The organism is Streptomyces sp. NPDC001381 (assembly GCF_042895685.1).
Taxonomy (GTDB): Bacteria; Actinomycetota; Actinomycetes; order Streptomycetales; family Streptomycetaceae; genus Streptomyces.
The window spans coordinates 902,555-923,558 of the sequence record NZ_JBIAWO010000003.1 but is presented as its reverse complement, the minus strand read 5'-3'; the positions used below and the strand labels follow the sequence as shown (position 1 = coordinate 923,558).

At 73.2% G+C, this 21,004-nt stretch carries 20 protein-coding genes and 1 riboswitch; of the genes, 8 read left to right on the top strand and 12 right to left on the bottom strand.

The window, feature by feature from the left end:
* Positions 1 to 3: 3 nt before the first annotated feature.
* Both ACFY2L_RS17830 and ACFY2L_RS17825 read right to left on the bottom strand, forming a co-directional pair.
* Positions 4 to 1,890: a hypothetical protein gene (locus ACFY2L_RS17830; RefSeq protein ID WP_390822747.1), complete on the bottom strand. Its 1,887-nt coding sequence runs from the start codon at positions 1,888 to 1,890 to the stop codon at positions 4 to 6.
* Positions 1,891 to 1,986: 96 nt separating this feature from the next.
* A complete protein-coding gene (locus ACFY2L_RS17825; protein WP_390822746.1) occupies positions 1,987 to 2,742 on the bottom strand; it encodes a polysaccharide deacetylase family protein in 756 nt (251 codons plus the stop codon).
* A gap of 6 nt (positions 2,743 to 2,748) precedes the next feature.
* Between ACFY2L_RS17825 and ACFY2L_RS17820 the strand changes: the two genes are divergently transcribed.
* Positions 2,749 to 3,177 carry a hypothetical protein gene (locus tag ACFY2L_RS17820; RefSeq protein ID WP_390822745.1) on the top strand — a complete coding sequence of 143 codons (429 nt, stop codon included), beginning with the start codon at positions 2,749 to 2,751 and terminating at the stop codon, positions 3,175 to 3,177.
* Here the strand turns inward: ACFY2L_RS17820 and ACFY2L_RS17815 are convergent.
* Both ACFY2L_RS17815 and ACFY2L_RS17810 read right to left on the bottom strand, forming a co-directional pair.
* The gene (locus tag ACFY2L_RS17815; RefSeq protein ID WP_390822744.1) at positions 3,135 to 4,409 is read right to left on the bottom strand and encodes a glycosyltransferase; all 1,275 of its coding nucleotides are present in this window, start codon (positions 4,407 to 4,409) and stop codon (positions 3,135 to 3,137) included. The genes ACFY2L_RS17820 and ACFY2L_RS17815 overlap by 43 nt on opposite strands.
* A gap of 98 nt (positions 4,410 to 4,507) precedes the next feature.
* Positions 4,508 to 5,572, bottom strand: coding sequence for a GNAT family N-acetyltransferase (locus ACFY2L_RS17810; RefSeq protein ID WP_390658053.1), 1,065 nt, complete (start codon positions 5,570 to 5,572; stop codon positions 4,508 to 4,510).
* A gap of 357 nt (positions 5,573 to 5,929) precedes the next feature.
* Here ACFY2L_RS17810 and ACFY2L_RS17805 point away from each other — a divergent pair, with 357 nt between their 5' ends.
* Positions 5,930 to 6,754, top strand: coding sequence for an HAD family hydrolase (locus tag ACFY2L_RS17805; protein WP_390658054.1), 825 nt, complete (start codon positions 5,930 to 5,932; stop codon positions 6,752 to 6,754).
* Between the two features lie 16 nt (positions 6,755 to 6,770).
* Here ACFY2L_RS17805 and ACFY2L_RS17800 read toward each other — a convergent pair whose 3' ends face one another.
* Positions 6,771 to 7,232 carry a transglycosylase SLT domain-containing protein gene (locus ACFY2L_RS17800; protein ID WP_390658055.1) on the bottom strand — a complete coding sequence of 154 codons (462 nt, stop codon included), beginning with the start codon at positions 7,230 to 7,232 and terminating at the stop codon, positions 6,771 to 6,773.
* 3 nt (positions 7,233 to 7,235) lie between these two features.
* Positions 7,236 to 7,462: riboswitch (cyclic di-AMP (ydaO/yuaA leader) on the bottom strand.
* Positions 7,463 to 7,862: 400 nt separating this feature from the next.
* On the opposite strand from ACFY2L_RS17800, the gene ACFY2L_RS17795 reads away from it, so the two are divergent.
* From ACFY2L_RS17795 to ACFY2L_RS17780, 4 genes are all read left to right on the top strand, one after another.
* Positions 7,863 to 8,873 (top strand): polyprenyl synthetase family protein, encoded by a 1,011-nt coding sequence (locus tag ACFY2L_RS17795; RefSeq protein WP_390658056.1) that lies wholly within the window; start codon positions 7,863 to 7,865, stop codon positions 8,871 to 8,873.
* A 222-nt stretch (positions 8,874 to 9,095) separates the two neighbouring features.
* On the top strand, positions 9,096 to 10,352 hold the full coding sequence (locus tag ACFY2L_RS17790) for an outer membrane lipoprotein carrier protein LolA (RefSeq protein ID WP_390822743.1): 1,257 nt from the start codon (positions 9,096 to 9,098) through the stop codon (positions 10,350 to 10,352).
* A gap of 50 nt (positions 10,353 to 10,402) precedes the next feature.
* A complete protein-coding gene (locus ACFY2L_RS17785; RefSeq protein ID WP_390822742.1) occupies positions 10,403 to 11,341 on the top strand; it encodes an ABC transporter ATP-binding protein in 939 nt (312 codons plus the stop codon).
* Positions 11,328 to 12,215 (top strand): ABC transporter permease, encoded by an 888-nt coding sequence (locus tag ACFY2L_RS17780; RefSeq protein ID WP_390658059.1) that lies wholly within the window; start codon positions 11,328 to 11,330, stop codon positions 12,213 to 12,215. Before ACFY2L_RS17785 ends, ACFY2L_RS17780 begins: the two co-directional genes overlap by 14 nt.
* 31 nt (positions 12,216 to 12,246) lie before the next feature.
* Here the strand turns inward: ACFY2L_RS17780 and ACFY2L_RS17775 are convergent, their stop codons facing one another.
* From ACFY2L_RS17775 to ACFY2L_RS17765, 3 genes are read right to left on the bottom strand one after another with little or no spacing between them, the layout of a single operon-like run.
* The gene (locus ACFY2L_RS17775) at positions 12,247 to 12,831 is read right to left on the bottom strand and encodes a flavodoxin family protein (protein WP_390822741.1); all 585 of its coding nucleotides are present in this window, start codon (positions 12,829 to 12,831) and stop codon (positions 12,247 to 12,249) included.
* A 48-nt stretch (positions 12,832 to 12,879) separates the two neighbouring features.
* On the bottom strand, positions 12,880 to 14,043 hold the full coding sequence (locus tag ACFY2L_RS17770; RefSeq protein ID WP_390658061.1) for an amidase: 1,164 nt from the start codon (positions 14,041 to 14,043) through the stop codon (positions 12,880 to 12,882).
* A 29-nt stretch (positions 14,044 to 14,072) separates the two neighbouring features.
* Positions 14,073 to 14,618: a DUF6668 family protein gene (locus ACFY2L_RS17765; RefSeq protein WP_390658062.1), complete on the bottom strand. Its 546-nt coding sequence runs from the start codon at positions 14,616 to 14,618 to the stop codon at positions 14,073 to 14,075.
* A 190-nt stretch (positions 14,619 to 14,808) separates the two neighbouring features.
* On the opposite strand from ACFY2L_RS17765, the gene ACFY2L_RS17760 reads away from it, so the two are divergent.
* Positions 14,809 to 16,272, top strand: a complete 1,464-nt coding sequence (locus tag ACFY2L_RS17760) for a tetratricopeptide repeat protein (RefSeq protein ID WP_390822740.1) — start codon at positions 14,809 to 14,811, stop codon at positions 16,270 to 16,272.
* A gap of 59 nt (positions 16,273 to 16,331) precedes the next feature.
* Here ACFY2L_RS17760 and ACFY2L_RS17755 read toward each other — a convergent pair whose 3' ends face one another.
* Complete coding sequence (locus ACFY2L_RS17755; protein ID WP_390822739.1) at positions 16,332 to 17,291, bottom strand: M28 family metallopeptidase; 960 nt, start codon at positions 17,289 to 17,291, stop codon at positions 16,332 to 16,334.
* 184 nt (positions 17,292 to 17,475) lie between these two features.
* Here ACFY2L_RS17755 and ACFY2L_RS17750 point away from each other — a divergent pair, with 184 nt between their 5' ends.
* Positions 17,476 to 17,976, top strand: coding sequence for a GNAT family N-acetyltransferase (locus tag ACFY2L_RS17750; RefSeq protein ID WP_390822738.1), 501 nt, complete (start codon positions 17,476 to 17,478; stop codon positions 17,974 to 17,976).
* Between the two features lie 352 nt (positions 17,977 to 18,328).
* On the opposite strand, the gene ACFY2L_RS17745 is transcribed toward ACFY2L_RS17750, so the two are convergent.
* From ACFY2L_RS17745 to ACFY2L_RS17735, 3 genes are all read right to left on the bottom strand, one after another.
* The gene (locus ACFY2L_RS17745; RefSeq protein WP_390658066.1) at positions 18,329 to 18,793 is read right to left on the bottom strand and encodes a VOC family protein; all 465 of its coding nucleotides are present in this window, start codon (positions 18,791 to 18,793) and stop codon (positions 18,329 to 18,331) included.
* 142 nt (positions 18,794 to 18,935) lie between these two features.
* Entirely contained in the window at positions 18,936 to 19,886 is a 951-nt protein-coding gene (gene rarD / locus ACFY2L_RS17740) for an EamA family transporter RarD (protein ID WP_390822737.1), read from the bottom strand.
* Positions 19,887 to 20,009: 123 nt separating this feature from the next.
* The gene (locus ACFY2L_RS17735) at positions 20,010 to 20,864 is read right to left on the bottom strand and encodes an SDR family oxidoreductase (RefSeq protein ID WP_390822736.1); all 855 of its coding nucleotides are present in this window, start codon (positions 20,862 to 20,864) and stop codon (positions 20,010 to 20,012) included.
* Positions 20,865 to 21,004 lie beyond the last annotated feature (140 nt).

Here is a 21,004-nt window from a genome sequence, read left to right as displayed (position 1 = left end):
CGGTCATCGGGCGGCCGGGCGGTACTCCAGGACCACGCCGTACGGATGGCTTTCGACGGTCCTGAAGAGCGGCGAGGCGGACAGCTTCGAGCGCAGGGCCGCGAAGCCGCCGGCCGGCAGCAGGCCCTCTCCGGCGGCGTAGACGTCCTGGGTGCGGGTGAGGACGACGTACGTCCTGGTCCCCCGCGGGATGCCGTCGACGAGATAGGAGACCGGGTCCTTCAGCATCTTCTCGTTCTCGGACAGCGCCTGTTCGGCGAAGAACCAGTGTTCGAGCCGGTCGTAGCGGTGGAGCGCCTGCGGGAAGGAGCCGCTGGTGGCGAGGATCAGCGAACCGTCGGGGGCGCGGTCCAGGGCCCTGGTGACCAGCGCGGTCTCCTCGGGCGGCGTGTAGAACATCTTCTCCTTGCCGTAGTACGACGGCAGGAAGCCGGCCAGCAGCATCAGCAGCACCGCCGGGAGGACGAACGCCGAGCCCTTGCGCCACAGCGCCCTCGCCCGGCTGCGACGGCTTCCCGCGACGGCGGGCACCAGCGCGGCGGCGGCGAAGAACGCCGCACCGGGCAGGGCGAACAGATACACCCGGAAGAGCATCTCGCCGCCGTAGTCGTTGACGGCGAACAGCGGCACCGGGGCGACGGACACCAGCAGCAGCGGCAGCGCACCCCGGGTCAGCCGGCGCCGCAGCACGACGGCGGTCCCCGCGAGGACGGCGACCAGGAGCACCATCACCACGTTGGCGGTGCCCGCGAGTTCGGGTCCGGGCCCGGTGAGCCGGCCGGCGTAGCCCGCGCGGGAGTTCTGTGTCAGCTCGCCGATCGACGAGCGGACGGTGGAGAGCGTCTCGACGAACAGCGGCCGCCCCATGGTCAGGTCCCAGGTGAGCATCAGCAGCACGGCGACGACCAGCAGCCCGTAGTTGCGGTAGCGGCGGGTGCAGCTGAGCGCGAGCAGACAGATGGTGAGCATCACCGGGGTGAGCTGGTGCGTGGCGTTGATCGCGGCGATCAGCGGGGCGAGGACCACCACGCAGACCGCGCGCTGTCTGCTGCCCGTCGGCGGCGGCACGGGGGCGGCGACCGGGTCGAGGAAGGTGCGGTCGCGCAGCCGTCCCGCGGAGCCGGGCCGTACGAAGTGCCGCAGCACCACCGCGAGGACCGTCAGATGCAGCAGGTAGGCGAGGGCCTGCGGGGCGAAGTAGTCCTGGCCCACCCAGTTGGCGAGCTGGAAGATCCACACGGCGGTCCAGATCAGCCGCCAGTCCTCGCAGAACGTGCGGTAGATCAGCACGAGCACCGGGATCGTCAGCAGACCGAAGACGACCGGCGCCCAGTTGGCGTACGCGGCGGCGCTCTCCACGCCGAAGGCGCGCACCAGACCCGCGTCGAGCGTGAAGAAGCCGGGCCACTGGTCGTACGCGGACATGTTGCCCGACAGCGCCGCGCCGGGCCGCAGCTCACCGTTGGCGAGCAGCGTGTCGACGACGGCGTCGTGCTTGGACGCCCACGGGTAGCGCACCGCGTCGTACAGGATCGCCGGGGGCGCCTTGAGCGCGAACAGCAGCGCGACGCAGTGCGCGGCGGGCCACCACGGCGCGGTGCCCGCCCGTCGCAGACTGAGGACGAAGCCCGCGGTGAGGACCAGCAACGACAGGTAGTAGGTGGCCGGGAGGCGGTCCAGCAGGCCGTAGTCGCCCATCTCCCGGAAGCCGGTGCGGGGCAGTGCGTACAGCCACAGCCCGGCGGCCGGGAGCAGCGTCAGCAGGCCGGTGCCGGGTGCGCGGCGCGCGATCCGCCAGGGGCGTCGGTCGCCGCCGGCGGCGGGGCGTGGGTCGCCGGGAGGGGGCGGCACGCTGCTCTCCGTGCTCGGTACGGACACATGGTGCTGCATGCCGAGGCTCCCTCCCCCAGGCCAACTATAGGAATTACCTCTGCTTTTCATGCCAAAACAGTCAGATCGATCTTCGGTGGGCCGGCCGCCGGCGGATCAGCCGGCGAAGACCGGGCCGCGTACGACGGCGCGGGCGCGGCGGTACCACCGCCAGCCGACCGTCTTCGGCCCGTCCCGGTACGGGGCGACCCGCGCCCCGCGTCCCGCCAGCCAGCCCTCGACGTCGGCGACGGTGTGGCTCCGCCGCACGATGAGCCGCGCGATGCGGTAGTGCTCGTCGCGGTCCGAACTGAGCGCGTGGCGCACGGCGGTGGCCGTCTCGTAGCCGGCGGCGGCCGCCATCCGCCGCACCCGGCCGCTGTTGTAGCCGTGCGGGTAGGCGAGATGGCGGACGGGGTGCCCGAGGGTGTCCTCCAGCGCCGCGCGCGACGCCCGCAGTTCCTGCGCGAGCGCCCGGGGCCCGAGGGTGTCCAGCTGGGCATGGGTGACGGTGTGACTGCCGACCTCCATGCCGTACTGCTCCAGCCGTGCCGCCTGCGCCAGCGTCATCATCGGCGCGGGCGGCAGCAGACTGCGCCCGCCCGCCGTGAGGGCGCCGGTGGTCAGGTAGGCGGTGGCGGGCAGTCCCCGCCCGGCCAGCGCCTCGGCCGTCGGACCGGGCAGGTCGGCGAACCCGTCGTCGAACGTGAGCAGCACCGGCCGGGGCGGCAGTGGCGCCCGCCCGGCGAGGTGGTCGGCGAGCGCGCTGATCGTGACGGGCGTACGGCCGCTGCCGACGACGGCGTCCAGGTGCGCGCCGAACTGCTTCGGGCTGACGGTGAACTCGGCGATCCACTCCGGCGGCTCCTCCATCACGGCGTGATACAGGAACACCGGGATCCCGCCGAGCCCCCCTCCACCACCCCGGCCACCCCCACCGAGGCCACCACCAGCCCCACCGCTCCGCCGGCCCCCGCCGGCCTCGCCGTTCCGGCTGCCGCCACCGAGGCTCCCGCCGGGGCCACCGTCAGCTCCGCCGCCCGGGCCACCGTCGGCTCCGCCGCTCCGGCTGCTGCCGCCGCCGGCTCCGCCGCTCCGGTGGCCGCCATCGACCCCGCCGCCCGGGCATCCACCGCCGACCTCGCCGCCCCGGCTGCCGCCGCCGGCTCCGCCGCTCCGATGGCCGTCATCGATCCCCTCGCCCCTGGTGCCGCCGCCGGCGCCGGCGGCGCCGTGCGTCTTCTCGTCTCTCTGCGCCCCCGCCGTCATCGTGTGACCCCCCGCAGTGCGCGTCGGGCCCGTAGATAGCCGAGTGGGCCGTACAGCATGCCCCGGCGCTGGAGACGGGACAGCCGGGCGGGCCAGGCGTGCGTGCGGTCGTCGTGGGCGCCGGGCGCGCCGTCCGCCGCCGGCCCGGCCTCCCGGCTCGCGGTCAGGGTCCGCGCGTACGCCAGCCCCCGGGGCAGCCGGGCCAGGAACGCCGGGAGCAGGCCGGGACGGTTGACCAGGAGGGCGGTGAGGCAGGCGGTGAGGCCGGCGCCGTAGCCGTACGCCTGGGTCTCCAGGTCGCGCCAGGTCTCCCGGTGGTGGTGCCAGACCAGGGCGTACGGGGTGTAGTGCAGCCGGTGGCCCTGGGCGAGGACGCGCACGAACCCGTAGAGGTCGTCGCCGCCCCGGGCGGGCGTGCCCGCGCCGGTCGCCGGGTCGAAGCCGCCGACCGCGCGCAGGACGTCCGTACGGAAGGCCATGCTGGCGCCGGAGCCGAAGCGGCCCGCGGTGAACGGGAACAGCGGCTCGTCGGCGGGCGGTTCGGCGGGGTCGTACGTGCGCGGCGCGAAGCCTTTCGCGAAGCCGCCGTGGCTCTCCAGGAGGACCTGGGCCGGCGTGCGCAGCCGGGCCGGAAGGATCAGGCCGGTGACGCAGCCGAGGCCCGGGTCGGCGGCGAAGGGCGCGGTGAGTTCGGTGAGCCAGCGCGGGTCGGTCACGACGTCGTCGTCGGTGAAGGCGACCACCCCGCCCCGCGCGGCCTCGACGCCCTTGTTGTGCGCGACGGCGAGACCGGGCACCGGCTCGGTCAGGTACCGCACGCGCTCGCCGTACTTGCGCGTCACCAGGTCCCGGGTCGCGTCCGTCACGGGCGCGTTGTCGACGACGACGATCTCGAAGTCCGGGTGGTCCTGGGCGAGGAGGGAGTCGAGGGCGCGGGCGAGCTGCTCGGGGCGCTCGCGGGTGGCGACGACGACGGTGGCCGGCACCACGGCCGAACCGCGGACCGCGGGAGCGGGCGCCGCCGCCAGTCGGGCGGCCGCCCCGGCGAGGACCGTCCTCGGGTCGGCGCCCTCCGGCACGTGGCCGAGCAGCGTCCCCACCGGCCGGCCGCCCCTGCGCACCAGCACGAACACCTCGCCGTGCGTGACGGGCGGGCTGCCCGGACCGGGTCTCACCCCACCGCCGTCCTCCAGCTCCAGCTCGGCGACCTGCACCGGTCTGATGCCGAGGAACCCCTGGATCTCCTGCTGTGCACGTGTCGCACGGAACATGACCCCCCCCTTGTTCCCCCTGTGTCACGGCCGTCGGAGCCGTCGGAGCCGTCGGAGCCGTCGGAGCCGTCAAGGCCGTCGGGCCACGGAAGCCGTCGTCAGGAACGGCGCAGCCTGCCCGCGCTCTTCAGGGCCCGTGCGGCCAGCGCGGCGAGCCTCGGCCGGCCGCGCACGAAGTGGTGCGCGCGACGGGACGGCTCACGGCTGAGCCAGTGGAGCGCGGCGCCCACCCCCGGACGCGTCCACGCTCCCTCGTACACGGGAAGCTCCCCGGTCCTCAGCGAGTCCTTGTACTCGGCCGCGCCCCGCCCCAGGTCGAGCAGGCCGATCCCCTCGGCGGCGGCCGCCTCGGCCATCCGCAGATGCAGCACGAGACCCGGCGAGTACTTCGAGAAGGCCGTCTCGTACGACGGGAACCAGCAGGCCAGGACGGTCGCCGAGCGCAGCCCGAAGTGGGCGGCGACCGGCCTGCCGCCGGCGTAGAGGACGGACAGCGTGCCGGAGCACTCCGGCGCGCGCGTCTCGTGCAGGATGTGCACGAGCCGGGTGATCCAGTCCTGTGCGAACCGGTCCCGGCGGCCGGTCCTGCGGTACTGCGCCGACTTCCAGGCCATGAGGGTGCGCAGCGCGGCCGGGTCGCGTTCGTCGAACACGAACCGCAGCGCGCCGACCTGGCGGCCGAGCCTGCGCTCCTTGGCGAGGGTGGTCTTCAGGAACTTCGGCGACTGGGCCCGCAGGACGGACTCGTACGTCTCGTAGCCCTTCTCCACGTCGATCACGTAGGACGTGTACTCCGCGGCCGCGTGCGGCAGGAGCAGCCCCTGTTCCGCCTCCAGGTTGTCGAAGGCGAAGCTGGACAGGGAAGCGGCCCGCATCAGTTCGTCGGCGTTCAGCCCGAGGCCCGGGGCCAGTACGGCACCCTGCGCGTCCGAGACGCCGTACGCGAGGGCCTGGCCCCGGCCGAGCCGGCCCCGCTCATGGGGCAGGAAGCCGACCGGCTCGCGCCCCTCGTACACCACCGCCACCCGTGCGTGTGGCCGCACGCGGCCCACGGCGTCGGTGAACTCCGGTTCCATGAACGGGTTGCGCGGCGCTGTCGACGCGGCGCGCAGTGCGCGCCACCGCTCCCGCTCCCCCTCGCCGAGATCAGCCGGCCTCAGCACACGGATACGCCCACTGCTCAACCTGACCCCCCGATCAAGTCCCCCCTGGACACATGGACGGTACCGTCCCAGACCGGGCGCGCGGTAGGGAGCGGAGCATGTTGTTGCCAACCGGTGCAGAGGCCCTCAACCGGTCGCTACCCGGCGATACGGCGGAAACCCGTTTCCCGTCGTTTCCCGCAGTTTCCGGCCGCTCCCGGCCCTTTCCCGTCGTTTCCCGCCGCTCCGATCCCCACCATCCCGGTCATCAACAGCGATCGGTCAACAAAAGAAGGGGAGTTGACACAAGAGGGCCGGACTCCGTCCTGGTCCGGTTCACGTCGAGTCCGGCGGGTGCGGGATCCGTATTCTCTGATCATGGCCGCACCCACCGCATATGCCGAGCGCATCGCGTATTCCCTCATCGCCACGGACCTGGACGGAACGCTGCTGCGCGGCGACGACACCTTCTCCGACCGGTCGCTCGACGCGCTCGCGCGGGTGGCGGCCGCCGGCGCGCGCCACCTGGTGGTGACCGGCCGCCCCGCGCCCCGTGTGAGCCCGTTGCTCGACCGCCTGCACAGCAGAGGGCTCGCGGTGTGCGGACAGGGCGCGCAGCTGTACGACGCCGCCGCGGACCGCCTGCTGTGGTCGGTCACCCTGGACCGGGAACTCGCCGAGACCGCCCTGGAGAAGATCGAGGCCGAGGTCGGGCCGGTGTACGCGGCCGTGGACCAGGACGGCGTCGACGGGCTGACGCTCATCGAGCCGGGCTACCGGATGCCGCACCCGACCCTGCCCGCCCTGCGCGTGGAGCGGCGCCGCGACCTGTGGTGCGAGCCGATCAGCAAGGTGCTGCTGCGCCACCCCACCCTGTCCGACGACGAGTTGGCGGCGACGGCCCGGGCGGTGGCCGGCTCGCTCGCCACCGTCACCATGTCGGGGCCGGGGACGGTGGAGCTGCAGCCGTGCGGGGTCACCAAGGCGACCGGGCTGGCCCTGGCCGCGGACCACCTGGGTCTGCGGCCCGAGGACACCCTGGCCTTCGGGGACATGCCCAACGACATCCCGATGTTCGACTGGGCCGCCCGGGGTGTCGCGATGGCCAACGCCCACCCGGAGCTCAAGGCGGTGGCCGACGAGGTGACGACGTCGAACGAGGACGACGGCGTCGCCGTCGTCCTCGAACGTCTCTGGGCCTAGGCCCGGTGGGCCCGGCTCAGTACGCGCCGAACACGTTGTCGATCGAGCCGTACCGCGCGGCCGCGTAGTTGCAGGAGGCGGTGATGTTCGCGACCGGGTCGTACGGGTCCCAGGAGGTGCCGGACACGTGGTACGCGTTGAAGGTCGGGTCGATGATCTGCAGCAGGCCCTTGGACGGGGTGCCGGCGGCCGCGTTGGAGTCCCACAGGTTGATGGCGGACGGGTTGCCCGAGGACTCGCGCAGCACGTTGCGGTAGATGCCGTTGTAGGTGCCCGGGATCCCGTGCTGCGCCATGACCTGGAGCGACGCGCGGATCCAGCCGTCGAGGTTGTTGGCGTAGCCGAGGCTGGTGGCGGTGGCCACGGTCGGGGTCGCCGCGGAGGCGGTGGTCGCGCCGAAGAGCGGGAGGGCGAGCACGGTGACGCCGGTGGCGGCGACGGCGAGCTTGCGGGCGAGGCGGCGGGGCTGAGCGGGCATGGCGAAGTTCCTCTCCGTCGCCTGCGAGGTGAGCTGTCGGGTTCGGGCGGGAGCTGCCCGGCCGGGTCCTCGCGGACTCGGCTTCACCCCGAGCCGTCCCGGTATGTCCTGAACATGCCCATAGGCATGTCCGGGTCCGCCCGGTGCGGCGACTTACCTGGTTCCCCCGCTCCTGCCCTGGTGTTCTCGGTGGGTGCCGGGGCGGTGGCAGGATTCGGCGTCCGCCCGACAGGCCGGGAACGTATGCGAGAGCACATGTCCGGAACAAGTGGCGGATTCACAGTTCGGCCCTATTGACCTTGGTCTGCGGTCTATGAGGTGCTTGATCCTTTGTGGCTGCAAACGTCAACTCGGTTGAGCGGGAAGAGGAATCGGAATGCGGCGGAGGGGAACCTGTTCCCCGGGGGAGTGAGCCAACTCACCGGCGTCCACAAGAGGGGCTAATCGGGCAATAGCCTCAACGGGTTATTAAGGGGCCGATGCCGAGGGGGGACCCTTATACGGCCAGGCTGTAACCGTGGGGGCTCGCGGTGATCGAAACATGACCGGATACGCTGACTTGAGTGAGCGCAGAGACCTATCGACAAACCGCGTAGTCGCCAGTAGACACCAGCAGACAGGAGACCCCTCGTGACCGTCGTCGAGCCGTTTGGGCTGAGCGTGCGGGACCAGGCTCTGGAAGCCGATGTCCAGGCCGGACTGGCGGCTGTCGAGGAAGGCTTGCTCGAGGCCACCAAGAGTGAGGTGCCGTTCATCACCGAGGCCGCCCAGCACCTGCTGCGGGCCGGCGGGAAGCGGTTCCGGCCGCTGCTCGTGATGCTCGCGGCGCGCTTCGGCGACCCCTACGCGCCGGGTATCGTCCCCTCGGCCGTCGTGGTGGAGCTCACCCATCTGGCCACCCTCTACCACGACGACGTCATGGACGAGGCCGCCGTGCGGCGCGGGGTGCCCAGCGCGAACGCCCGCTGGGGCAACTCGCTCGCCGTCCTCACCGGCGACTTCCTCTTCGCGCGCGCCTCGCACATCCTGGCCGACCTCGGCCCGGAGGCGGTGCGGGTGCAGGCGGAGGCGTTCGAGCGGCTGGTCACCGGCCAGATCCTGGAGACGGCCGGCCCGGTCGACGGCCGTGACCCGGTCGAGCACTACCTCGACGTCCTCGGCGGCAAGACCGGCTCCCTGGTGGCGGTCTCCTGCCGCTTCGGCGCGATGATGTCGGGCGCCGACGAGACCGTCGTGGACGTGCTGACCCAGTACGGGGAGCGGCTCGGCGTCGCCTTCCAGCTCGCCGACGACGTCCTCGACATCGCCTCCGACTCCCACGAGTCGGGCAAGACGCCGGGCACGGACCTGCGCGAGGGCGTCCCCACGCTTCCGGTGCTGCGGCTGCGCGAGCGCGCGGCCCAGCAGGCCCTGCCCGAGGACGTCGCGCTGTGCGAGCTGCTCGACTCCGACCTGAGCGACGACGCGAAGCTCGCCGAGGCGGTCGCCGCGCTGCGCGCCCACCCGGCGCTGGAACAGGCCCGCCGCGACACGGTGCGCTACGCCGAGGAGGCGCGGGCCGCGCTGGCGCCGCTCGTGGAGTGCGACGCGAAGGCGGCGCTCATGGGCCTGTGCGACGCGGTGGTCCACCGGGCCGGCTGACCCCCGACCCCTACGGGTCGGAGGACTCCGTCGTCGCTCCGTGTCATACCGCAGGTGTACACGGAGTTGAGTCCGTGGGGTGACGCCTCCTCACGCCGTATTTGGTCAGATGGACATCACGGAAAACACCACTCCTCACCGATTCGGGTGAGAATGGCGGCACGGGGTGGGACGTTCAACGTGAGATGACCAGCCGCCGCCGACGACGGAGGTAAGGCACACATGGCACCGAACGCAACCGACGACAGCACGACCGCCGGGGAGACGGACGACCTGCGCGTCGGGCGGCGCAAGGCCGTGCGGTACGTCGTCCCGGTCACCGTGATCGGCGTCGCCGCGGCGACGATCGGCCTGGTCCCGGCGCTCGCCGACTCCGGCGACCCGGACCTGCCGAAGATCACCGCACAGCAGCTCCTCGACAAGATCGCGGCTTCGGACGTGCAGCAGCTGTCCGGCACCGTGAAGATCAGCACCGACCTGGGCCTGCCCGACCTCGGCGGGCTGGAGAGCGGACTGCTCTCCGGGGCCGCGGGCGGCGGTGACGGGTCGTCCGCCGACCCCTCGGTCAAGCTCACCGAACTCGCCTCCGGCACCCACACCCTGCGCGTCGCCGCCGACGGCCCCGACCGGCAGAAGCTCTCCCTGCTGGAGAACGCCGCCGAGTACAGCATCGTCCACAACGGCAAGGACGTGTGGGGCTACGACAGCTCCTCCAACGAGGTCTACCACTCCACCACCGACGAGAGCGCGAAGGACGGGGCGGAGACCCCCGTGCCCGCCACGCCCAAGGACCTCACCGAGGACGCCCTCAAGGCGGTCGACGACACCACGTCCGTCACCGTCGACGGCACCGTGCACGTCGCGGGCCGCGACGCCTACAAGCTGCTGATCAAGCCGAAGCAGTCCGGTTCCACGGTCGGCGCGATCAGCGTGGCGGTGGACGCGAAGACCGGGATGCCGCTGAAGTTCACGCTGACCCCGGCGAGCGGCGGCGCCGCCGTCGTGGACGCGGGCTTCACCCAGGTCACCTTCGCCGCGCCGGCCGCCTCCACCTTCGACTTCACCCCGCCCAAGGGCGCGAAGGTCACCGAGGGCGACGACGCCGAGGCGACACCGGGGCACTCCGGCGCCTCCGGCGCCTCCGACGAAAAGCTCGAAGGCCTCGGCGGCCTCACCGGCGCCGAGGAGGCCGAGGGCTTCGACGTCCTCGGCAAGGGCTGGACCTCCGTCGCCGTCCTCGAGACCGGCGGCGAGGGCGTCCCCTCGGACGCCGAGCTCAACTCCGAACTCGGCTCCGACGCCGGCGGCGCCCTCAGCGGCTTCCTCGGCTCGTTCGGCGACAAGGTGAGCGGCAAGTTCGGCTCCGGCACCGTCTTCTCCACCCGCCTGATCAACGCCCTGGTCACGGACGACGGCACGGTCTACGTCGGCGCGGTGACCAAGGACGCCCTGGTGAAGGCGGCCGACTCGGCGAAGTAAGTACCCTACGGAGCCTGTCCGTTCCCAGCACGCGTGCGAAGGGGGAGCCCATGGATGACGAACCCGTCATCCACACCCATGCCCTCACCAAGCGCTTCCGCGGCGGCCAGCTCGCCGTGGACCGCCTGGACCTCACCGTCCCGGCGGGCAGCGTCTTCGGCTTCCTCGGTCCGAACGGCTCCGGCAAGACCACCACGATCCGCATGCTGATGGGCCTCATCGAGCCCTCCTCCGGCGCGGCGCGCGTCCTGGGGCAGCCCGTGCCCCGGGCCGCGCGCACCGTGCTCCCGCAGGTCGGCGCGCTGATCGAGGGACCCGCCCTGTACGGCTTCCTCTCCGGCCGCGACAACCTCCTCCGCTACGACGCCGCCGACCCGACCGCCGACCCGCGCACCCGGCGCAGCCGCGTCGCCGCGGCGCTGGAGCGGGTCGGGCTGACGGCCGCGGCCGGCAAGAAGGCGAGGGCGTACTCGCTCGGCATGAAGCAGCGGCTGGGGCTGGCCGCCGCTCTCCTCCAGCCCCGCCGGCTCCTCGTCCTCGACGAGCCGACCAACGGTCTCGACCCGCAGGGCATGCGGGAGATCCGGTCCCTGGTGCGGGAACTGGCCTCGGACGGCACCACCGTGTTCCTGTCCTCCCATCTCCTCGACGAGATCGAGCAGGTGTGCACGCACGCCGCGGTGATGGCGCAGGGCCGCCTGATCACCCAGGGCGCGGTGGCCGAGCTGGCGGCGGGCGCGCGCGGCCGGCTCGTGGTGACCACGCCCGACACCGCCGAGGCGGCCCGGGTGCTGAAGGAACAGGGCGCGGCGGACGTCGCCGTCGCCGAGGACCGGGTCACCGCCGAGCCCCCCGAGCGCGATCTCGCGGAGGTGAACGCCGCGTTGGTGACGGCCGGCGTCCGCGTCCGCGGCTTCGCCGTCGAGCGGGCCTCCCTGGAGGACGCGTTCGTGGCACTCACCGGGGAGGGGTTCGATGTCGCGGGCTGACGCGGTACGGGAGGCGCGGGCGCCCAGCCCCCTGTGGTCCCTCGGTCTCCTCCGCAGCGAACTCCTCATCACCTTCCGCCGCTGGCGCACGCTCGCGCTGCTGGGGGTCCTGGCGGCCGTGCCGGTCCTGGTCGGCATCGCCGTGAAGATCGAGACGGGGGACGGCTCGTCCGCCGGCCCGGGCGGCGGAGGGGGCGAGGGTGGCCCGGCCTTCATCGCGCAGGTCACCAACAACGGCCTGTTCCTGGTCTTCACCGCGCTGGCCGCCACGCTGCCGTTCTTCCTGCCGATGGCGATCGGTGTCGTCGCGGGCGACGCGATCGCCGGCGAGGCGAACGCCGGCACCCTGCGCTACCTGCTGGTCGCCCCCGCCGGCCGCACCCGCCTTCTCCTCGTCAAATACGCGACCGTGCTGGCCTTCTGCCTGGTGGCCACCCTCGTCGTGGCGGTGTCGGCGCTGACCGTGGGGGCACTGCTCTTCCCGCTGGGCGACCTCACCACCATCTCCGGCACGACCATCGGCTTCGCCGACGGTCTGGGCCGGGCCCTGCTGATCGCCCTGGTCGTCGCCGCGTCCCTGACCGGCCTGGCGGCGCTGGGTCTGTTCGTCTCCACGCTCACCGGCAGCGGCATCGCGGCGATGGCGACCACCGTGGGCCTGCTGATCACGGTGCAGATCCTCGACCAGATCCCCCAGCTCCACGCGATCCAGCCGTACCTCTTCTCCCACTACTGGCTGTCCTTCGCCGACCTGGTGCGCGACCCCGTCTACTGGGACGACCTGGTGAAGAACCTCGGTCTCCAGGCCCTGTACGCGGCGGTGTTCGGCTCGGCGGCCTGGGCGCGGTTCACGGCGAAGGACATCACGGCGTGAGCCGCGGTCAGGCGGCCTGGTGGGGGAGCGGTCAGGCGGCCTGGTGGGTGAAGCGGGCGAGCGGGGCCTCCCGCGCGAAGAACGACTTCGCGCGGGCCAGCGCCTCGGTGTCGCCGAGCACGTCACCGGGCTTGCTGCCGTTGCCGAGCAGCACCCCGCCGAAGCGCATCCCCAGGTAGGCGGCCGAGTTGTTGAGGGTGCCGACCAGCGGCTCGGCGACCGAGGCATCCGGGTCGGCGAGCACGGTCACGCCCCAGAGCGTGCGTCCGGCCATCGTCGCCTTGAAGTCGATGCCGGGGGTGCGCAGCCAGCCCGACCAGTGGTCCAGGTAGCGCTTGGCGTGGGTGGAGACCGAGTACCAGTACAGCGGTGAGGCGATGACGACGTCCGTCGCGGCGAGGGTCGCGTCGAGCAGCAGCCCGAGGTTCCCCTCCGTGGGCCGGACGTGGTCGCTGTCGTGCCGCAGGTCCTCGAACTCCGGCAGCGGATGCTCGGCCAGGCTGATCCACGTCTGCTCGACGCCGGGGTCCAGCTGTTCGGCGGCCCGGCGGGCGAGCGCCTCCGTGTTGCCGTCCGTACGGCTGCTGGCCAGCACGAAGAGAAAACGGCGGTCCATGGAAAGATCCCCCAGATAGTCGGCGTACGGTGATAATGCGCACCTGCATTATATGCGCACGCAATCAATTCTGGGAAGGGCGCTCCCGGCCGCCCGCGCCACCGCCAGCAGCAAGTCCTCCCGCCCGTGTGCCGCGACGACCTGCATCCCCACCGGACAACCGTCGGCGCCGAGGCCCGCCGGAAGGCTGACCGCCGGGTGCCCGCTCAGGTTGAACGCCCAGGTCAGCGCCGTCGAGTACCGCTCACCGGGGCCTTCGTGACCGTGCGCGGCGTTCGGCGTGGCCGGCGTCAGCAGGAGGTCGGCCCGGGCGAAGAAGCCCGCCAGCCGGGCGTCGTTCACCTCGCGGATCCGCCCGGCCGCCCCGCCGGGATCGTCCGCCGGCCGCCCCCGCAGCGCGAGCCACGCGGCGGCCGGATCCTCCAGCCGCGGCGGCGCCCCGCCCGGCAGCAGCCGTACGACACCGGTGTCGGCGAGCTTCACGGCGGCGGCCCGGGCGAGGGCCAGAGGCTCGGGATCGGGGACGGAGGAGGCGAAGCCGAGATCGGGGGCGAAGACGGCGGTGACCGGGAGCGCCGCCGGCCCGGCGGACGCCGAGGCGTACCGGCGGGACGTCGGCGCCATCACCCGCCAGTACGCCTCCGCGTCCGCCGCGGACCGCACGAGCACCCCGGGGGCGGCGAGGCCCGTACGGTCCGCGGACGGCAGCCGCCCGTTCGTCGTCTTCAGGCCGGTCACCCCGCACCAGGCCGCCGGGATGCGTACCGAGCCCGCGCCGTCGCTGCCGGTGGCCAGCGGCACCAGCCCGGCCGCCACCGCCGCCGCGGACCCGGCCGAGGAGCCGCCCGGGGTGCGGTCGGGCCGCCAGGGACTGACGGTGGGGCCGTGCGCGCCGAGGCCCCAGGTCTGCCAGGGCGTACCGGGCCCGGGCACCGCGGTCGCCCCGACGGGCACGCACCCCGCGGCGAGCAGCGGACCCGCCGCCCGCAGCCCGTACCGCCCCTTGACCCCGATCGGCACCCCGGCCAGCGGCAACCGCTCACCCGCCGCGGTCCGCGCGTCCACCGCCCGCGCCCGCTCGACCGCCTCCCCCGCCCACACCTCGGCGAAGGCGCTCAGGGAGGGATCGAACCGCGCGATCCGCTCCAGCGCCTCCTCCACGACGTCCACGGCCCGCAGCCGCCCACCCCGTACGGCCGAGGCGATCTCCACCGCGGAGAGCACCCCGCGCGGGACGCCGCTCAGCGCCTCACCCCGGTGAGCCGGGCCAGTGCCTCCGTCTCCCGGGGCGGCCGCCCGCCCAGCTCACCGAGGCGCCACTCGGTCACCCACGGGACGCGGTGGACGTCGGCGACCGACTCGATGACCCGCATCCGCTGCACCAGGGGCCGCGGCAGCCGCCCCGGCGCGTCCGCGACCAGGACCACCGCCTCCAGATCCAGCCCCGGCGGCGCCTCCCCGCGCCGGAAGACCTCCAGGGCCCGCAGGGCGGACTCCAGCCCGGCCGCGTGCGTACGCGCCACGAGGAAAACGGACGGCGGATCACCGGGGGCGGGCCAGTCGCGTCCGCAGTCGTGGCCGCCGAAGACCGCCGCGAGGGTGGAGGCGCCGGCCCCGCCGTGGGCGGCCAGCCAGGAGAAGCGGCGGGGAGCGGCGGCGGACGCGTACGGTCCGGGGCCCGCTTCCGGTTCCGGTACGGTGACCGGACCGCGGAGCCAGATCTCCGGGCCCCGCCGCCCCGGCGCCCGCTGTCCTTCCGGCGCCTGTGCCGTCCCCGTCGTCCGCATGGCCGTACTCCCTCCTCCTGATCGCCGTCCTCCGGAGCGCCACCGGGAGGCCGGGCGTGGGTTCCTGGAACGATGCTGTGACGTCGTGGTGACGCGCCGGCCGGGGGCGAACGGAGAAACTCAACAGTACGTGTACGCGTACGCGCACCTGGACGACCGGAGCGTGACGACGCATCCGAGTGAGGAACCGATGTCTCGACTCAGCCGTGAGAAGAAGCGGGAACAGAACCACGCCGGACGGCCGGCCGCCGCCGTGGTCGCTCCGCTCGACGTCCAAGTCCGCGCGGGCGGACCGGCGACGATAGGCGGTGTCCCGGTCACGGCGGCCGACGGCGAGGAGATCCAGCACGCCGTCCTGGGCCACCTCCACCGCATCGCCCTCGCCACCGGACACCCCGTCCTCGCCTCGGTCCACGACGAACGCATCGGCTATGTCGTCCCCCTCCGTATCGACCCCGACGGCTCCAGCCACTTCACGGCCGAGCCCCTGCGCACGCCGGCCTCACCGGCGGAGCGCCACCCTGAGCGTCCGGCCCAGGCACCCGAGCCCCCGGCACCCGCCCCGGCTGCCTCGGCCCCGACGGTCCTGCTGACCCCCGTGGGCCCGGCCCCGACAGCTGCGCCTTCGGTGTCTTCCGGCCAGTCAGCCGCCCCTCCGGCGCCTTCGGCTCCGGCGGCCCCGGCTTCGGTGACCCCGGTTCCGGCGGCCCCCGCGCCGGGCGCCCCCGCGCCCGTGCCTCCCGACGCCCCCGAGTCCCGGCGGGACAGGCCGACCCACCTCCTCCGCCAGGTGCACGCACCGGAGGCGGAGTACGACACCCCGCGGGACGACCCCTCGTTCCCGCCCCGGACCCCCGGGCAGGCCCCCGGCACCGTCGTGGCCCCCACCGGAGTCTTCGGCCCGCCCCCGGCGATGGACCCTCTCCCGGAAGCCGGCCCGACCGCCGCCCCGGACCCCGCGCCGTACCCGTCCCCGCGACCCACGCCCGCCTCCGAGCCGGGTCCCGCCTCCGCACCCGAGCCGGGTCCCGCGCCCGCCTCCGAGCCGGGCCCCAAGCCGCTCATCACCCCCGACCTCGAGGCGCAGGCGGAGGCCGACCCCGATCCCAAGCCCACCCCCGCCCGCGGTTTCGACGCCGTGGCGGAAGCGGTGCTCGGGGAGGACCCGCGCACCCTGCCCGGCGACGGCGGTGCCCCCGCGCTCCTCGGGGAACCGATGGCACAGATCAACGAGGCCGTGCGGGCCGGCCGGATCGAGGTGGCCGCCGGACTCGCCGAGCGGACCGTGCTGGAGGCCTCGGGAACGCTGGGGCCGGAGCACCCCGAGGTGCTCCGGCTCCGTGAACTCAGTGCGTACATCGCCTACTTGGCGGGCGACCCGCTCCGAGCCTTCCACGTCTCCCTCGACCTGGCCCGGATCCGCCGCCGCGCCCGGGACGGCGAGGCCGCGTACGGCAACGTCCAGAGCGCGGCAGCGGCCTGGCGTGCCGTGCGCGACCCGTTGCAGGGACTGAACCTGGGGACCGAACTCCTCGGCCTGTGGACGGAGCTGACCACCGAGGACGGACCGGCCGCCGACGACGTCGAGCAGCTGGAGTCGGCCCGCGCCCGCATGGTCCGGCTGGCCGAACGGGCCCGCAGGTCGGGCATGTAGAGGCGGCACCACCCCGGAAGCGGCCCCGGAAGCGACGCCGGGAGCGGCCCGGAGACGGGTCAGGAGGACAAGGTCCACACCGCGTACGCCGTGGCGTCCGCGTTGCGGTCCAGGGCCGTGTCGTTGATGTTGGCGGTGGTGTCGCAGGAGGAGTGGTAGCAGCGGTCGAAGGCCTGTCCGGCCGTGCCGCCCCACTTGGCCGCCTGCGCCGCCGTCTTGACGTAGTCGGCGCCGCTGAACAGGCCGCCCACCGGAACCCCCGCGTTCTTGAAGGGCGCGTGGTCGGAGCGGCCGTCGCCCTCGGTCTCGATCTCGGTCGGGACGCCGAGGCCGGCGAAGTAGTCCTTGAAGGTCTTCTCGATGGCCGGGTCGTCGTCGTAGACGAAGTAGCCGGGGTTCGGCGAGCCGATCATGTCGAAGTTGAGGTAGCCGCTGATGCGGGAGCGGTTCGCCGAGGAGAGGTTGTTGACGTAGTACCGCGATCCGACCATGCCCAGTTCCTCCGCGCCCCACCAGGCGAACCGCAGGTGCTTGGTGGGCTGGTAGCCGGCGCGGGCCACGGCGAGCGCGGTCTCCAGGACGGCCGCCGAACCGCTGCCGTTGTCGTTGATGCCCGCCCCGGCCGTGACGCTGTCGAGGTGGGACCCGGCCATGACGACCCGGTTGGTGTCGCCGCCGGGCCAGTCGGCGACCAGGTTGTAGCCCGTGCGGCCGGAGGAGGTGAACTGCTGGATGACGGTGGTGTATCCGGCGGCGTCCAGCTTGGCCTTCACGTAGTCGAGCGAGGCCTTGTAGCCGGCCCGGCCGTGGGCGCGGTTGCCGCCGTTGGCGGTGGCGATGGACTGCAGCTGGGCGAGGTGGGCCTTGACGTTCGCCACCGGGATGTCGGGAACGGCGGCGAGCGCGGCGGACCCGGGCGCGGGCGCCGCGCCCGCTATGGATCCTCCAGTCAGGAGCATGACAATCGAGGCGGCGCCGGTGGCGGCCGTACGCCGGGAAGCGGAGAGCGAGAGCTTCATGTGGGGGGCTCCGAATTCCGCGGGGAATCACAGGGATTCCACAGTGAATGGGGTCTCAGGATGGTGAAGGCGCAACTGACTCTGCGTCAAGGGCGATATCTGGACACGCGGTTCACATAGCGGACACCGGGATGCCTCGGCACCCTCCCGCACGGCCCGGACCGCCGCGTGTGATGCTGGCGTCATGACCGATCAACGCGAGGTTGCCGTCGTCCGCTGGCCGGGCCGGAGCCCTGCCGCCGAGAACGGGCCCGCCGCGCTGCTGGCGGCCTACCATCTGCGGACGGAGGCCGAGAAGGGTGAGGCCGTCGCCGGTGTGGACGGGCTGCCGGACCGCTACCGCGCGGAGATCGCGGACCCGCGGACCGCGTTCGCCGGCGATGCCGTGCTGGTGGCCCTCATCGGCGACGCCGCCGTGGGCTGTCTGGTGGTGACCGCTCCCGCCGACGGGCGGTCGGAGATCAAGAGGCTCTGGACGGACCCGGCCTTCCGGGGCCGGGGCATCGCGTCCGGCCTGCTCACCGCCGCACTCGCGCATGCCGCGGAAAGCGGCGTGCACACCGTGCGGCTGTCGGTGTGGGCCTGGCGGACCGGGGCCATCGCCCTGTACGAACGGTTCGGCTTCACGGTCACCGAGTCGTGGGACGAGCGGGAGCGACTGGTCTGCATGCAGCGCGCCGTGTGACCGCCCGGACCCCGGCCGGTCGGCTCCCGCACCCCACCTTGCGGCTCCCGCTCCCGATTCCCACCGGCCCGCTCCCGATCCCCGCCTGCCGGCTCACCGCCGATCCTGCGTGATCGCGAGCCCACCGGTCGGCTCCTGATTCCACTCTGCCGGCTCCGGCTCACCACCGGCCCGCTGCCGATCCCCGTCAGCCGGCTCGCGAGCCCCACTGGTCGGCTCCCGGTCCCCGCCCGCCGGCTCCGGCTCCCCCCGGTCGGCCTGCTCCTGATCCCCACCGACTCCTGATCCCCACCGACCCGCTCCCGAGGCCACCGACCCGCGCCCCGCCTGCCGACCCGTGCCCCGCCCGCGCCTAGTGCACGCAGAACTCGTTGCCCTCGGGGTCCGCCATCACCGCCCACTCACCGGAGGGCTCCTTCACCTCCCGCAGTAGGCTCGCCCCCAGTGCCCTCAGCCGCTCGACCTCGTCGGCCCGCCGACCCGCACCGGGGTGCAGATCGAGATGGAGGCGGTTCTTCACCGTCTTCGCCTCCGGCACCCGCTGGAACAGCAGCCGCCGCCCCAGCCCCGTGCCGCTGACCGGGTCGAACGGGTCGTCCGGATGCCGTACGGCGATCAGGTCCCGGAAGGCCGGACGGCCGTGGAACTCCACCGTCGCCGCCCCCGGCAGCGCCCCGGCTTCCAGCAGCCGCTCGATGAGCGCGCTGTTGTCCTCCACCTCGTAGTGCAGCGCGGCGGCCCAGAAGTCGGCCTGCGGATGCGGCTCGGCGGCGTCGATGACGAGCTTCCAGTGCAGCGGTGCAGGTGTCTCTGTCATACGGTCCACTTAAGCAGCCGGCACTGACATTCCGGCCGAGCCCGGCACCGACCGGCCCGTCCGGCGTCCGGGGCGAGGCTCTTGGAGGCCGAACGGGGGACGGGGCGGGGGGCAGGGGACGGTGGAGGGGCGGAGCCCCGGGTCAGACGTCCACCGCGGCGGACGGCGCCTCGGGAACCCGCGTCACCTCGACGGCCACCCTCGGCCGTCGCGCCGTACGCCACGCGTCGGCCGTCAGCAGCACCAGCGCCAGCCACACCAGCCCGAAGCCGGCCCACCGCTCGGGCGGCATCTCCTCGCCGAAGTACACGACGCCGAGCAGGAACTGGAAGACCGGCGCCAGGTACTGCAGCAGGCCCAGCGTGGACAGCGGCACCCGGATCGCCGCCGCGCCGAAGCACACCAGGGGCAGCGCGGTGACGATGCCGGTCGAGGCGAGCAGGGCCGCGTGGCCGGTGCCCTCGGTGGTGAAGGTGGAGCCGCCGTGCGCCGACAGCCACAGCAGATAGCCCAGCGCGGGCAGGAACTGGATCGCGGTCTCGGCGGCCAGCGACTCGACCCCGCCGAGGTCGACCTTCTTCTTCACCAGGCCGTAGGTGGCGAAGGAGAAGGCGAGGCAGAGGGAGATCCACGGCGGACGGCCGTATCCGACGGTCAGCACGAGCACCGCGGCGAGGCCGATGCCGACCGCCGTCCACTGCACCGGCCGCAGCCGCTCCTTCAGGAGCAGCACGCCCATCGCGATGGTCACCAGCGGGTTGATGAAGTACCCGAGCGAGGACTCCACGACGTGTCCGGAGTTCACGGCCCAGATGTAGACGCCCCAGTTCACCGTGATGACGGCCGCCGCGATCACCACCAGGCCGAGCCGGCGCGGCTGCCGCAGCAGCTCCCCGGCCCACGCCCAGCGCCGCACGACGACCAGGGCGACCGCGACGAAGGCGAGGGACCACACCATGCGGTGGGCGAGGATCTCCACCGACCCGGCGGGCTTGAGCAGGGGCCAGAACAGGGGGACCAGCCCCCACATCCCGTACGCCGCGAAGCCGTTCAGCAGACCTATCCGGCCCTCACTCCTCGACGCCCCGGCCACCGGCGTTCCTCCTTCGCACGTTCTCGCGTGCCTACACGCACGCGTGGACGAAGGTAACGCCGAGCGCCCCCGCCTGTCATGCCCGTATCGCCATACGGTCATGACAGGCCGGGGGCGGGGGTGTCAGCCCTTGAGTGCGGCCGTGATCGCCTCCGCCAGCGGAGTGGTCGGGCGGCCCGCCAGTCGGGACAGGTCGCCGCTGGAGACGACCAGCTCGCCCTTCTCGATCGACGCGTCCACGCCGGCCAGGATCGCGGCGAGCGGCCCGGGCAGCCCCGCGCCGGTCAGGATGCCGGTGAGCACCTCGGTGGGCACGGAGTTGTACACGATCTCCCTGCCGGTCTGCCGGCTCAGCTCGGCCGCGTACTCCGCGAAGCTCCACGCCTTGTCGCCGCCCAGTTCGTACGTCTTGTTCTCGTGGCCCTCGCCGGTCAGCACGGCGACGGCGGCGGCCGCGTAGTCCGCGCGGGCGGCGGAGGACACCCGGCCCTCACCGGCGGCCGCGACGACGGCATCGTGCTCCAGGACCGGGGCCAGGTTCTCGGTGTAGTTCTCGTGGTACCAGCCGTTGCGCAGCAGCGTGTAGGGCACGCCGGAGGAGGTCAGCGCCTGCTCGGTGGCGCGGTGGTCGTCGGCCAGCGCGGCGGTCAGGGAGCCCGGCGCGCTGGTGTACGCCAGCAGCGCGACCCCGGCGGCCTTGGCGGCGTCGATGACGACCTGGTGCTGGGCCGGGCGGCCCTTGTCGAACTCGTTGCCCGAGATGAGCAGCACCTTGTCGCCGGCCGCGAACAGGCCGTCGAAGGTCTCGGGGGTGTTGTAGTCGGCGGTCGCGATCTTCACACCGCGGGCGGCGAAGCCGGAGGCCTTGGCCTCGTCGCGCACGACCGCGGTGATCTGGTCCGCCGGGACCTTCTCCAGCAGCTGCTCCACGACGTGACGGCCGAGGTGTCCGGTGGCTCCGGTGACGACGATGCTCATGGCTCAGGAACTCCTAGGGGGGTAGCGGGTGTGCACTAACCCTAGGAGTGGCGCTAACTCCGCGAAAGTACCCACTTTGAAGTAAGGTACTGGTGTTGAGGTAAGTAACGAGGTGAGGCCCGGAACCTTGCGGTCCCGAG